The 16,044-nt window shown below is 50.0% G+C and carries 4 protein-coding genes and 1 riboswitch; all 4 genes read left to right on the plus strand.

Features of this window, described 5'->3' with window-relative positions:
- The first annotated feature begins 84 nt into the window (after nucleotides 1-84).
- The 4 genes from MCG98_RS05070 (at nucleotide 85) to MCG98_RS05085 (ending at nucleotide 16,043) form a co-directional block, all read left to right on the plus strand.
- The gene (locus MCG98_RS05070) at nucleotides 85-6,801 is read left to right on the plus strand and encodes an Ig-like domain-containing protein (protein WP_240300714.1); all 6,717 of its coding nucleotides are present in this window, start codon (nucleotides 85-87) and stop codon (nucleotides 6,799-6,801) included.
- A 107-nt stretch (nucleotides 6,802-6,908) separates the two neighbouring features.
- Nucleotides 6,909-7,108, plus strand: a riboswitch (cobalamin riboswitch).
- 93 nt (nucleotides 7,109-7,201) lie between these two features.
- A complete protein-coding gene (locus tag MCG98_RS05075; protein WP_240300715.1) occupies nucleotides 7,202-11,938 on the plus strand; it encodes an InlB B-repeat-containing protein in 4,737 nt (1,578 codons plus the stop codon).
- Entirely contained in the window at nucleotides 11,938-14,088 is a 2,151-nt protein-coding gene (locus tag MCG98_RS05080) for a DUF4430 domain-containing protein (protein ID WP_240300716.1), read from the plus strand. Before MCG98_RS05075 ends, MCG98_RS05080 begins: the two co-directional genes overlap by 1 nt.
- Entirely contained in the window at nucleotides 14,088-16,043 is a 1,956-nt protein-coding gene (locus MCG98_RS05085) for a prenyltransferase/squalene oxidase repeat-containing protein (protein WP_240300717.1), read from the plus strand. The genes MCG98_RS05080 and MCG98_RS05085 overlap by 1 nt, the downstream gene beginning before the upstream one ends.
- The last annotated feature ends 1 nt before the right edge of the window (nucleotide 16,044 follow it).

Consider the following 16,044-nt stretch of genomic DNA (forward strand, 5'->3'; position numbering starts at 1 on the left):
CCTTTTTAAAGGTAGAGCCTGTTACGGCTCTTTTTTTGTGCGATTTTTTCTATGGTCAAAAAAAGAGAAAAGGAGCAAATGTGTATGAAGAAGCTTAAAAAACAGGTCATCAGTATGATTTTGGCAGCACTGATGATCCTGACGTCTGTTCCGACTGCAGCATTTGGTGCGGCGGAAGATCTGCCGGTTCCCATAACCGGAGGTATGGAAGAGACTGAGAACGATGATGTCTCCGTGGAGGAACCATCATCGGAGAGCGAGCCGGAACCGGATGAAAGTCTTCAGGAAGAAGACAATCTGAAGGAGGAAGGCGAACAGGAAGATGCAGGGCAGAAAATTGAAGGAGAGGCTCCCAAAGCTACGGCAGATGAGCTGCAGAGTCAGGTCCCTGCTACGGCGGAAGAAGTGACAGTGGGAGCCAGCAGGGCCGAAGTACGGATGTCAATGAAACAGGGGGATACCTTCTTCTATCTTCCAAAGGTGTCAGAGATTTCCTCTAATCTGGCAAAATCCTATGGTTTTACATACGGAACAAATGTCAGCGAGGGAGATATCACGCCTCTTGACGCCCTGGTACAGATGCATATTGATCTGTATGATGCGACAAAAGAAAACATTGGTGAATATCTGGAAGTCAGTTCTGACGGGTTTATTACCAAACTGAATGGCGTTTCAACGAGCAGTATCAGCTTCGCGGTCAACGGTGCGATGCCGCACGATGATGTTGAGACTGCCTATGGATATACCGGTTATTCGGCAAATAACTGTGCCATCAGACAGGGTGATGAGCTGGAGTTCTTTTTCTACCAGGATGATGAATACTTCCTGGACAACTACGGCATGTTTTTTGCCGACGGTGAGAAGGTTAGCAGCCTTGAGGCTGAGACGGGTGATGAGATTTCACTGAATTTGAAAGGTTACTGCTATGCATACTTTGGGAATTATGCGCAGAGCATGATTGATCAGCAGACAAAAGCGGTGGAAGATGCACAGCTTTTACTGGTGACACCGGATGCAGCGGATCCCAAAGGCTATCTAGGGACCTCCGAAGCTATTGAAGGGGCCGTGACAGATGCCGATGGAAATGTCACCTTAAAATTTGATACGGCTGGAACATATTATGTTACGGCGAAATGTGATGGTGAATATGACAATCCTCTGGTTGCTCCGTATCTGACAGTTACGGTGAATGAGGCAGAAGATACTACACTCCCGGAGTTAGATGCAGAGTGGTATGATTACAGGAACAGCCAGGATAATATGGCGATCACTCAGGCGCTGACTCCGACTGCAGCGGGAGAGACCCATCTGAAGTGGGGGAAGAAGATTGGTGCGGATTATGGCTGGAAAGCAGTCAGCTCACCGATTCTCGTGGACGGTTACATGTATTGCTATTATGACGGCAGTATTATGAAGATTAATAAAGAGACCGGCGATGTCGTTGCGACAGGGACCATGGCGGGAAGCAGCAACTTCTCCATTGTACCTCCGACTTACGGCGGGGGGATGATCTTTGTCGGTCTCTCGAACGGACGTATCCAGGCATTTAATGCCAGTACACTGGAGTCTCTCTGGGTGTACAAAGATGAACTCGGCGGACAGCCGAATTCTCCAATCCGGTATTCTGACGGCTATATTTATACAGGCTTCTGGAACAGTGAGACGAGGGATGCCAATTTTGTATGTGTCAAGGCGGATGCGAAGAAGACAGAAACCAAAACCGCAGAATGGACACAGACAATTGCCGGAGGCGTATACTGGGCGGGAGCTTACGCTTCGGGTCAGTATGTGATGGTGGGCACCGATGACGGGCAGAACAATTCTACCAGCGAGACGGCGTCCCTGTACTCCTTTGACAAAGAGACGGGCGAGGTGATCAGTAAGGTCAGCGGATTCGTGGGTGATATCCGGACCGATATTGCCTATGATGCGGCGACGGACCGTGTGTATTTTGCGTCCAAGGGCGGATACCTGTACTCGGCAAAAGTGTCAGAGTCGGGTGTGATCGATGAAGCTTCTGTCACATCGTTTGCGCTGGGCGGCATGAGTACCAGCACACCGCTTATCTATAACAGCAGGATCTATATCGGAGTCAGCGGCGCGAGCAATTTCAGTCCTGACGGACACAGTATCAAAGTGCTGGATCTGGCGGCTGACGGTACAGCATCGGAGGCATATACCATACCGCTGACCGCTTATCCGCAGAGTTCCGCACTGCTGACAACAGCGTACGAGAGCGACGGCTATGTGTATGCATATTTTACCGTCAATTCCAAAAACGGTGAGATCTATGTCGTAAAGGACAAACCGGGGCTTACGGAGGCGGATCCGGGAAGCGGGATCCTGTATACGCCTGAAGATGGCATGAAAAACTATTGCATCACCAGTGCGATCTGTGACAGAGAAGGAACGATTTACTATAAAAATGACTCCGGTTACATGATGGCGCTGGAGAAAGCGGTCATGCCTACCATTGAGACGACCCTCCAGGACGGCATGGTTCAGCGCGGCAGCAAAAAGACGTTTGATGTCATTGCCCGTGATGGAGATGGAAATAAGATCGATGCCACGGTTAAATTTGACGGCAAGAACGTTGATTTTAACTGGAATGACGATGTAAAGACGAGTTATACGCTGAATTTTTCGGGTAAAGAAAACGGTGATCATACCGTAGAGATCACAGTGACGGACAGCGCTGGAAAGACAGCGTCAAAGACATACACCATCAATTACCAGAAGGCAGAAAAGGGCGAATTGATCGGCTATGCGACGATGGGAATCGAAGCCACAAGTATCAACAGCGGATATATCGTTGAGCCGGTAAAGATACCGGTGTATGAAGGCGACAATGCGGCGCAGGCTCTGACCCGCCTGATCCGGGAAAGTGGTTACGATTACAGTAATACAGGAACGGTAGAGAGTGGTTTTTATCTGTCCTCGATCATCGGAGCAAATGCAAGGAATCCAAAGGCAGCGACAAAAGATTTAATTTTAGATGCATCATTGAATGAAGATCTCAAAGACCTGGGCATTTCCTGGACAGAAGGGACAGAAGGCCAGCTGGGTGAGTTTGACTATGCGCAGGGATCAGGCTGGATGTATTGTCTGAACAATGTGTTCCCGAATGTTGGATTTGCTGACAGTTATCTCTCGGATGGAGACGTGGTGCGTGTGCAGTTTACGGTTGCATATGGTTCTGACATCGGTGGCGGATACTCAACCGGTGGCGGGGACAGTGGAAAAGCACGTGCCAATAAAGATGACCTGGTGGAACAGATTGCGGCTGTCAACAGCGCGCAGAACAGGGAGACCCTGCTTGGTGACGATGCAATTAAAAGTGCTTATGATGCTGCAAACGCGGTAATGCTGAATCTTCCGGCATCCCAGGAAGAGGTGAATACGGCGTATGAGGCGCTTAAAAATGCCGTGTCAGGGGAAGCGCCAACCTCCATGGAAATGGATGAAAAGGAAATCACGCTGGCTAATATGAGCAGTAAAAAACTGAACGTTACCTATACGCCGGAGGAGGTCAAAGTGCCGATTCTGCTTACCTGGACATCTTCCGACAGCAGCGTGGCAAAAGTAGCGGCGGATGGAACGGTAACTGCAGCGGGCGTTGGAAAAGCCACCATCACGGCAGAGGGTGCCGGCATGAAGGCAAGCTGTGAGGTGACGGTCCCAGAGGTGACAATGACGGGGATTGCCTTCAGTGAACGTAATGTTACCATTGCTAGAGCGGAAGAAAAAACACTTTCCGTCGTGTATACGCCGGAGAATACGACGGATCCGCGCGATGAGAAGTGGAGTTCTTCAGACCCGCTGGTCGTGGCAGTGCGAAAGGATGGAAGCATTCTCGGCATCAACGCGGGGACCGCGACAATTACCGCAACCGTAGGTGAATTTACCGCAAGTTGTGAAGTCACGGTTACGGATGTGCCGATTACAGGCATTGACCCGGGGCAGAGCACAGACCTGAAGGTTCAGGTTGGAAAGACACTGGGACTGTCTTATTCCGTGCTTCCTGAGAATACGACAGAGGATAAGACAGCAACGGCAATTTCCACCAATCCGAACATTGTACAGGTCACAAACAACAAGACGATCAAGGGTGTTTCTGAAGGTGAAGCCGATGTGATCGTACGGATTGGAAAAGAGAGTATTTCCTACCATGTATCGGTGGAGAAGATCAATGCGACGGATTTTGATTTCAGCAATCCGCCGAAGACTTTAAATATCAAAAAAAGTGCAACGGTTTCCCTCAGTTTCAAGCCCGTAAGCACACCGGATAACCGGTATGATGTGCAGTGGAGTACCAGTGACCCGGCGGTGGTCAGCCTGGACGGAACACAGGGATACCAGATGAAGATCACGGGAAAAAGTGCCGGAACAGCAACAATAACAGCAGTACTTGGTGATATCAGCCGTTCCTTTGATGTGACAGTCCTGGATATTCCAATTACCGGAATCACGCTGACAGAAGAAAGTGTAGATGCCTATGTAGGAAAATATAATTCCTCAGTGAGAGTGATTGTGAGTCCATCCAATACCACGGCATCAACAGACGTTACATGGACAAGCAGTGATACCGATGTCCTGGAAGTGACAGGATCTTCAATGTATGGAAGTTTTACGGCAAAGAAAGCAGGTACGGTAAATCTGACAGCAAAAGTGGGAGAGTTTTCGGCCACCTGTGTTGTCAATGTCCATGAAGTGCCTACAGTAGAAAGCATTACACTCAATAAAGACAAATTCCAGCTGGGGATTGGAAAATCTTCCTCCCTTTCAGTGCAGGCGTCTCCGACAACGTCAGACTATAATTCAAAACTTCTGAAGTGGAGTTCATCAGATGAGTCAGTGGCAACAGTCAGCAGCTATGGCAGCGTAAAGGCTGTCGGTGAGGGGAAAGCAACGATCACAGCGACGTATGATGAGCGTCTGACGGCGGCGTGTGAAGTAACGGCGGCAGAGATTCCCTTAGAGGGTGTATACTTCAAAGAAGAAAACACAAAGATACAGGGACTGGAAAAATCAGGTTGGCTGAGCTTCAGTGCTTCTCCGGGCGATCATACAGATGCGCTGACGGTTAGTGCCGTGTCAGGAGACAGCAATATCGTGACCGTCGAGTCAGCCAGCACATCGAGCGTAACCGTTAAGTCTAAGGCGGCAGGATCGGCAGTCATCACGCTGACAGTCAAAACAAAGGACGGACGCAGCTATACGGCTTCTACCAAAGTGACCGTGGAAGAAAACTTTATTGAGGCTGTGGCATTTCCGCAGGCGGTCTATGAGATCGCGAAAGGCGCGAGCAAAAACTTTTTGTATGAAATTATAAAATGGCCGTCAAATGGTGACACAAGTTCGATCACCTGGGACTCCAGCAACAAAGATGTGGCGACCGTTACAGGCACCGGAAGTGTGAAAGCAGTTGGATTCGGTGAGACGACGATCACGGCAGAACTGAAGGACAAAAGCGTGTATTCCTGTAAGGTTAAGGTTCCAAATCCGGTTACGGAGGTGACCATCAGTGCATCGAGAATCGGTATGCTGAAAGGAAGCAGCATCTCTCTGGATACCATTGATTTTACGCCTGCGGACGGCAATATAAGCAAGTTCAGCTGGGCGTCAAGCAATACGGACGTGCTGACAGTCAAAAATGGTATCGTAAAGGCAGTGGGCGTTGGAAGCGCAAGCATCTATGGAACGGCAGGAAACGCCTTTGCGACCTGTGAAATTACTGTGACCCTCTCCGGGGATGAGGTGGCAGGAATTGAGGTCATAGGACTGATCGATCAGATCGGAGGGGTGACGCTTGACAGTGAGGATGCAGTTAAAACAGCCCGTACGGCCTACAACAAACTGACCAGAATGCAGAAAGCATATGTAGAGAATGATCAGAAGCTGTTTGATGCAGAGGATAAGTTGTATGAACTGCAGGAAGTGATGAGAAGTCCGGTAACATTAAGTTCTGTAAAGTCAGTAAATTATAATACGGTGAATGTTACCTGGAAATCCGTAAACGGTGCAGAAGGGTATCAGGTATACCGAAAGACAGCAGGAGGAAGTTACAAAGAGATCGCAGCTGTGAGCGGACGCGAAACAACGGCATACAGAGATACCGGGCTGACTACGGGAACGGTTTATACCTACACTGTGCGTGCCGTGTATACGCTTGGAGGTGAGAAACAGCTTGGAGATTATGTGAAATCTGGAATCAGCGGAAAAGCGATGCCGGAGAAAACAGTGACTTCCAAAGTTCAGTCCTGGGGATCTCAGACATTGAAACTTACCTGGGAAAAAGTAAGCGGAGCCAGCGGATACCAGATCTATCACAGGACATCCAAAAACGGTCCATGGAAATACGTCACACAGATTGCAGATGGAAATACAACGTCCTATATGCATTACAATCTGATATGCGGAAATACATATGACTATGTGGTACGTGCGTATCGCACCGTGAAGAACACGAAATACATTGGTGCGAACAGCGATATACTGAGCGGGAAACCTGTACCGGCGCAGGTGAAAAATGTGACGGTCAGGAAAGCTTCTTCCACCAGCATGAAGATCAGCTGGGGCAAAGTGAACGGAGCCAGTGGCTATCAGATCTACCGCAGGAATCCTGATACAGGAAAATATCAGTTCGTCACACAACTCGGGAATGGAAATGTGGCAGCTTATACGGAAAAAGGCCTGAAGAAAGGGATTACCTATACGTATGTGGTGCGTGCTTACCGTACCGTAAACGGCAACAAGATTTTGGGTGCCAACTCAACTGAAACAAAAGGAAGTATCAACTAATGATCACGGCGGGGGATTCCATTTTGGAATACCCCGCCGTTTTGGCAAAATAGTGCAGGATTTGCAGTTTACTTGAAAAAGTGGATGTGCTATACTGTAACCAATTTCATAAGATGAGTATTTATGGTCGGATTTTTGCAGGGAGGAAAGCATAAATCCGTTAAAAGAGAATCCGGTGTGAATCCGGAACAGTCACCACTACTGTAACGTGGACGAAGGAATGATATACCACTGGGCCCGGAGCCCGGGAAGGCATTCCCAAGGATGAAGCGAAGTCAGGAGAACTGCCATAGATCGAACGAAGTAATATTTTCGGGTGAAGAAAATATGCTTTTTTTGTTGCCAAAAAACAGAGAAACAGGAGTATCAGAAGTAACATACGGCAGGGAGGAGACGGATTATGGAGAGGAAGAAACGGGATGGTTTAAGGAGAAGGGGATGTGTGCGGCATTGTGTACACAGGCTTACCGCGGTCGTGCTGATTCTGGTACTGACGATGTCAGCATGCCTGATGGAAGCAGGTGCGGTTGCATGGAATGCAAATGCAGATACAGATGACAATTTCCAGCAGCTGAGATTCTGGGAGGATGAAAAGCCGGGCATACGCTTTTATATCAACGCTGCCGCGCGGTATGAACTGGAGACGGTTAGGGAACCCGGATTTGGGACAGATAAAGGTGAGTGGACGGTGATGAGCCTGCTGCGCGGGATGTATACCGGAATGGATTATCTGAACTATATACCGGATGATTATTTCGAAGGCTATTATCAGCGTATGGTGGAAACGGTACAGAGCAAAAACGGTGTACTTGATGCATACAAGATCACGGAATGGTGCAGAGTGATACTTGCGCTGAGTGCGCTCGGAAAATCACCGGAAGATGTGGGAGGATATGATTTCCTGGATAAGCTGTCAAAATCATATAACGACACATACTGGCAGGGGATCAACGGTCCGGTATTCAGCCTGATCTCCCTGAATACCGGCGGGTATCAGCTCTATGAGACACCTTCTGATTATCAGGAGGGTGATATCAACACCGAAGGCCGTATGCTGGATTATATTGTGCGCCATGAGATCCTGAGTTCGGACAAGACGATCGGTGGCTGGGCATTGAATGACGCCAATGCTGCTGAGAAGGGCGCTGATGCCGATATCACAGGGATGGCGCTTCAGGCAATGGCGCCCTATTATCTGGATGAACTGAAATACAAAGAGTCGGGCGCAACGACGCCGTATTCTGAGTTTGTGAAGGCGGTGGAACGCGGCATCTATACGCTGCATCAGATGCAGCTGGACAATGGAGGCTTCAAGGGCTGGGGAAGTGACGTTAATACGGAGTCAACGGCCCAGGTAATCGTAGCCCTGACGGAGCTTGGCATCGATCCGCTTTCCGAACGTGTTGTACTCTCCAATATAGGAAAAGAATGCGGGTTTCTCCCAAAAGGCGCCGTATGGGACGGCACAAGCTGCAATAACATGATTGACGCAGTGCTGATGCACTGGGAGAAAAACAGCGGATCCAGCGAGGCGGTGGGAGGCTTCAAACATGTCACGGCAGGTGACGACGGCGGAGGCGGAAGCGGTGATTCGGTTAATGGAATGGCGACTGATCAGGCTCTCTATGCCCTGATTTCCTACGACCGTTTTCTCAACGGGGAGAATACGCTGTATGACATGACCGATATGACGGACGGCAGTTATACGGGTATGACAGCAGATACGTATTCCCTCACGTATGACGGCAACGGATCTGCCGCTTCCAGCACAGAGTCTTATGCACCGTACGCGGAAGTTATGCTGCCGGTTGTGCAGTCTACGGGTGATGAGGCGTTTGTGGCGTGGAACACGAAGGCGGACGGAACGGGAACGACATATCGTCCGGGGGAAATACTTTCCATGCCGGAACAGGATGTGACACTGTATGCCATGTTCGGACAGATTGATTTTACCCTGGAGCTGGAATTAAACGAGGGTGTACTGGCGGACGGTGTATCGGTGCCGGATATGTTTACACCGATGGATGCGGACATTATTCTCCCGACGGCGGATGAGATCACGAAAGAAGGCTGCATATTCAACGGATGGTATCTGAGCGCTTCCGCTGCGGATAAATTGTCCGGGACAACGGTGACGTCGGTTCCCAAAGGAACGTATGGAAACCAGAAATATTATGCAGGGTGGCGGGTATCTTTTGATAAGATTAATCCGTTTGGAGTGCTGATCTCAAGCCTGGGAAAGGAAATCCGGATCTCTGACCGCTCTGTTATACGCCAGGCACGTGCGATCTATGACAGTATGAGTGTGACAGAACAGAAGAACATTACCTGCCGGGCGTACTATGAAAAATTAGTATCCGCTGAAGAGGCACTGAAACAACTGGAAGAAAGCATGGACCAGGCAGAAGTTGTGATCAGCTTGATCACAGACATCGGTACGCCGGTGACCTTAGAACGGGAAGCTTACATCAAGGAGGCACGGGAATCGTATGATGCCCTGGCGGAGGAAGACAAGGCGTATGTGACGAATTATGCTGACCTGATTGCGGCGGAAGAGAGTCTTGCCATCTTACAGGAAAATCAGGCAGCGGCCGATGCGGCAGCTGCTCTGATCGGGGAAATCGGCGAGGTGACGCTGGAATCAGAAACGGCGATTGCCAAAGCGCGTGCAGCCTTCGACCAGCTGACCGCAGAGCAGCAGCAGCTGATAAAGGAAAGCGATATTGCCCAGCTTGAGTCGGCGGAGCTGACGTTCGTACAGCTTAAGGAACAGGCGGAAAGAATACAGAATGTACGTGATCTGATCGCTCTGATACCGGAAACACTCAGTATAGAGGATGACAGTTTCCAGATCGTATCGGATGCCAAAGCTGCCTATGTTGCACTGACTAACGAGGAACGTCAGGAGATTACAGTGGAGGAGGCGCAGATGATAGTGGACGCCCAGCAGACACTGAATGCGCTGGCACAGCAGAATGCACAGTGGGAGGATATCGAGGTCAGCAAAGAGCTGGTTACGAAGATTTCAAATTACGGCGGTACGGCAAAACTTGAGGACGAGGAAGATATTCAGGCGATCAGGGCGACGTATGACGGCTTTACCAACGTGCAGAAAGCCCTGGTGGAAAATTATTATTCACTGGTGGCACTGGAGGAGATGCTGGTCTCACTGCATCTGGATGTGGAAGCTGCCGCCGAGGTTGAGGCAATGATCGCGGAAATCGGTGAGGTAACGTTCGAAAAAGAGGCTGAGGTTGTCGCAGCCGGGGTTGCATACCGCACTCTGACCGCAAGTCAGAAGGAGCTTGTGGGAAATTACAGAGATCTGGTCGCTGCACAGCAGGCGCTGTCGGTGCTGCGCAACAACAGACAGCAGGCACAGAAGACGATCGATAAGATTGAGGCGATTGGAAATGTAACACTGGACAGCCTGGATGCGATCCTCAAAGCGGAGAAGTCATACGATAAACTGACAGATGCCCAGAAGGGCCTTATCAGTGAGGAACTGCTGAAAGTGCTTGCCGATGCAAGGACAGAGTATGACAGGCTGGAGGGTCTGGTACTGAAAGGCATTGAACTGAGTGAGTCAGATATTACGCTGGCTGTCGGCGGCACAAAAGAGATCACAGTAGGCTATGAACCTGAAAATACACTCTCGAGTAAGGAGATTTTGTGGAGCAGCAGTGATCCGGAAGTACTCACTGTCGAAGACGGTGTGATTACAGCCGTAGGTGCCGGCGACGCCGCAGTCGTAGCCAGGGCAAAGGCGAATAAAAGAATCATGGCTACCTGTGCGGTACACGTAAAAGTTCCGCTGACGGGGATCACCATCAACAAGAAAAGCATGGCGCTGACAAGAGGGGAAGTGGCACTGCTCCAGGTTGGCTACCTTCCGGAAAATACGACGGATGATAAGACGGTAATATGGAAAAGTGGAGACACGAAAGTGGCGACGGTTTCCTCTGCCGGGAAAGTGACGGGGGTTGCCAACGGAACGACGACGATCACAGCCAGTGTCGGGGAATTCCAGGTATCCTGTAAAATTCAGGTATACAATTATAAGATTTCATATCAGCTGAACGGCGGAACGAATGACAGTACCAATCCCGTGAGATACAGTGGTCCGTGGAATGTGACATTGAAGAATGCGACGAGGGCCGGTTATACCTTTGGCGGCTGGTACACAGACAAGAACTTTAAAAACAGAATCACCATGATACAAAAGGGAAGTAACAAAGACTATACCCTCTATGCAAAATGGATCAAAGTGACGGCTCCGGGGAAAATGGAAATCACGAGCCTGACGAATACAGCGGCGGGCAGCATAAAGATTGTTGTAAAGGGAAAACCTTCCGGGGCAGTCGGTTATCACGTGCTTTATGCCGATAACAGCAGTATGAAAAATGCGAAGAATCTCTACACAACCATGTGGGGAGGAAAGACGATCACATCGCTGACACCGGGGAAGACTTATTATGTGAAAGTGCGCGCCTACAAGAAGGACTCTGCCGGAAAGACGATCTTCGGTTCCTATACCGCAGTTAAAAGCGTCGCACTGGTGATACCTGAGAAGACGGTGCTCTCCAAAGTTCAGTCCTGGGGCTCTCAGACATTGAAGCTCAGCTGGGAAAAAGTAAGCGGTGCGAGTGGATATCAGATCTACCAGAGGAGTTCCAAAACCGGACCCTGGAAGCAGGTCACACAGATTGCAAACGGGAACACAACTTCCTATTTACACGGCAATCTGACATCCGGAAAGACATATGATTATGTGGTGCGTGCGTATCGTACCGTGAAAAACAAAAACTATATCGGAGCAAACAGCAATATCGTGAGCGGGAAGCCTGTACCGGCACAGGTGAAAAATGTGACGGTCAGGCAGGCATCTTCCACCAGCATGAAGATCAGCTGGGGAAAGGTAAACGGGGCGAGCGGATACCAGATCTACCGCAGAAATCCTGCGACAGGAAAATATCAGTTTGTCACACAGGTAAATCAGGCGGGCGCGACGTCCTATACGGAAAAAGGCCTGAAGAAAGGAATCACCTATACGTATGTGGTACGCGCATACCGGACAGTGAACGGCAATAAGGTCCTGGGTGCCAACTCATCGGAAACAAAAGGAAGTATTAAATAATGGGCCAGATATTAGAAAAAATTAATTTATGGGTAAGGAGACACAGAGAAGTCACAGCGGCAGCCATCGGGCTGCTTGTTGTGGTTCTGTTCTCGGTGTCCGTATTTGGAACCCTGAGCACGCAGGTGTCGGCTGCGATGGAAAATCCGGTTCAGGGAATTTCAGACCAGAGCTCGCTTGTTCAGCTGAGCGGGACGACAGAGGTGGTGGCCGAGGCTCCGAAAGGCATGGCACTGACGGCTGAGAATGATACAGATGCCAGCGACCAGCCGACAGCGGAGGATCAGCAGGCGAACGAGTCGCAGGCCAATACCGGAAATAATACCTCCTCGGCAAACAGCCTGAGCTCCGGGGGCGGACAGAATGAAGGCGGCAGCCAGGCGTCTGGCGGTGACGGCGGCAATTCTTCCGATAAAGACAAAGATGATAAAAATCTGGAAGACGAGGGAATCAAAAAAGGTGAATTTTTTACGACATCCATCCAGGATAACGAGGTAGTGAATGAGAGTAATTATTCCTACACGATCATGCACAAGCAGGAAGAACTCGAGGTGCTCCAGGTTCAGAATAAGGTGAACAAAGGGAAGTTCACAAACTATACGGGGGAATTTGCACTGGCAGAGGGTGAAAATCAGATCACCGTCAAAGCCACCTATCGGGGGACAGACGGAAAGACGTTTTCCGCTGTTAAAACTTATACGATTTATTATGAAAAGAATGAGGAGAATATAGAAAAAGCCAGGATAGAGACGGACCTCACAAACAGTCAGAAGACCTTAAAAAATGAGTATTCATTTTCGGCAATTGCCACCCTGGGCGGCAGGCAGACGGAACTGACGATCAATGTGGAACGCGGCAATGTGACAGAAAGCATCACTTCCACGGAAGACAGGCATGTGGTGAGAGAACTCTCTGAGGGGATCAATAAAGTGACTCTCTCGGCGGGGAAAGGGAGTGCTAAGACGACCAAAGGTCCGTATATTATCATGTATGAGCCCGATCCGAAAGCAGGCACACCCACGCTGTGGTCGGAAGATCTGGAGGCGGCGAATAATACAAAAGTCAGCAGAGCGGATTTTCCTTTCAGTGCATTTGCAGAGATGGGCGGTACTCCGATACCGTTTAAGGTGTTCTGGAATGATCAGGAACTGACGGACCTCGGGGGCGGCAATTTTGAAGTGACCCTCGAAATAGGAAACAACACATTCTATCTGCAGGCGGAGGACAGCGCCGGGGACCCCGTTACAAAGGGACCTTATACTGTTACGTATGGTCCCAGAAAACCGGAAGATGACAACGGTGACGGACCGGTATCGGATGAGGACGGTCCTACAATTTTCAGTTCGCTGTCAGATGTGGCTGAGGTCTCGAACAGTACCCTGAATTTCTGGGTATATGCGACAGATTACAGAGGCAATTATATACCGGAATCCAACTATGATGTGACGAGAAACGGTGTCCCGGCTACATTAGTATATAGTAATAACGATCAGATCAGTTATTCGGTGCAGCTGGACCCGGGGGTCAATACCTTTACAGTTCAGGCGTGGGATAAGGACGGGTTCCGAAGGGTTGCGACGTATCAGGTGACATACAACGAGCCGGAGGAGACGCTTGGCACCGTGACCGTTTCCATTGAGGGGACCACCATCGGAATCGGTTATCTGGCGGATAGTTATCCGGTCGAGATTAAAAAAGACACCCCGTTCTCGCAGCTTCTGGTTGAGAATTTTGACGAGATAACGGGGCATCTGGGATTTGAAGCGCATTATACAGGTACGCTTTACAGCAGCTTTTACCTGGAATCGATCTCCAATCCCCAGGATTTTGTATTTCCGGCGATTCCGGCTGATCTGGAAGAACACCTGCTTGCCCTGAATGATCCGGATTCGGATGAGGTGGTCTATAATCCTGCAAAATACCGTACGAATCAGCTTGGTCAATTTGACTTCTGCAAGGGCAGCGGATGGATGTACTGGGTGAGCACGCTGGGGTACCCGAATGTCGGGATGGACCAGTACTATCCGCAGGACGGAGATGTCGTACGCATTCGCTATACGACGTACTATGGTTCTGATATAGGAGGAAGCGGAGCCATGGGAAATGGAACAAATGAAGGAGAAGGTGACGGAGATTGGGGAGAATGGTGATGCATGATGTACGGGTCCGAGTCTGCAGCTTCCTGGTGGCATTGTGTCTGACATTCGGCATGCTGCCGCTTCACCTGGCATATGCGGACGGGCATACCGACTACACGCCCCGGGAACTGCTGGAAACAGCGGAGGACATCATTGCCTGGGAGAAACGTCAGGTCGGTGCTGCTGCGGACGACAATCTGTTTAACAATGCCTTCCTGCAGATCGCTGGGACGACAAACACGGACTGGACGGCACTCGCAATGGGAAGATGTGGCCGCGCAGACGATTACAATGCATATCTGGCGGTGTTGGCGGATCAGGTGACGAAAAAGTATACAGACGACAGGAAGCTGTCCAGTGACAAGGCGACGGAATGGCACAGAATGGCACTGACGGTTCTCAGCCTGGGCGGAGACCCGACCACGTTTGGAAAAGATGCCGGCGGCAATGCAGTCAATCTGATCGCGGATGGTGTTTATGACCGCGGCAGGACGGAATCACTGGGCGAGCAGGGAATTAACGGATGGGTCTATGGTCTCATAGCACTGGACAGTCTGCGCTATCGGGTGCCGGAAGGGGCATCTGATACGAGGCGGGATATCATCTGCCAGATTCTGAAGCTTCAGCTTGATGACGGAGACTTTGCGCTGGATACTTCATCTTCTGGCAATGCGTCTGATGTGGATCTGACTGCCATGGCGGTTCAGGCGCTGGCGCCGTACTACAACAGCGAAGAGACGTATGAGATCAAACGGTATAAAAATCAGGAGACGAAGACAGTACGTCAGGCGGTGGATGCCGCTCTGGCGTGTTTGTCTGAAAGCCAGCAGGACGACGGAGGCTTTGTCAGCTGGAGTATGAGCAACAGTGAGAGCTGCTGTCAGGTGATCGTGGCGCTGTGTTCGCTGGGCATCGACCCGTGCGGTGACAGCCGTTTTATCAAAGGTGAAAATACGGTGCTGGACGCACTGATGGGGTATAAGAATGATGACGGTGGATTTATTCATTCGCATGAGTATGATGAGGAAAACCCAGACGCGGATCCGGACAAATCCAATGGCATGGCAACTCAGCAGGCATTCTATGCGCTGACGGCACTCTGCCGGTATTACGGCGATATGCGCACGCTGTATGATTTCCGTCCGGAGATGGATGACAAGGTAAAGGCTCAGGCGGAGGCGGCACGCCAGGCGATTGACGGTCTGAAGGAGGATGCGGCGCCTGAGGCTTTGACGGCTGCATATCTGGCATATCTGGAAGTTCCTGTGGAAGAGCGCAGCTATATATATAATTATCACAAGCTGGCTGATCTTATGAAGACAGCGGACCTTCCGAATGATTCAGAATATCTGGCGGCTGCTATGGAGCAGAATACGGGCGGAAACGGTACCGTTATATCTCTGTTCGGACAGGATGTATCCATGACTGCAAATATTACATTCACAGAGGAAGACGTACAGAAAGCAACAAATATCCCTGACAATGGCTCAACGGAATATTATGTGGATGTTATCAAATTGCTGGACAAGCTGGATAAGGCAGAAAATGCAGACCAGCATAATAAAACGCGAAAGCTGCTGGAACAAAAAAAGGAAGCCATCGCTGCTACACAGCAGGAGATCAACGATATCAATGGTACCGTGACGGAGACTTTATATCCTGTAGACCAGATATCTCTGGGGGATAAAAAGGCGGTGGAACATATTGAGCACAGGATTGCCGCGCTCAGCGACTATGACAGACAGCAGATACTGCAGTATGAAGATATTGAGCAGGCTTCCGCGCGGATCAGGAATCAGGTGACGGCAATCTGCATCGCTGCGGCAGCGATGGTGCTGGCAGTTGTTCTGCTGATCATTGTAATGATTCGGATAAAGAAACGCAGAGCCGAAAAGATCCGTCAGGAACAGAGATATGATAACGAGATATATGACGACGATGACGAATATGATGACGGGGAGGACTGAC

The sequence above is a fragment of the Ruminococcus sp. OA3 genome (assembly GCF_022440845.1).
Classification (GTDB): domain Bacteria; phylum Bacillota; class Clostridia; order Lachnospirales; family Lachnospiraceae; genus Ruminococcus_G.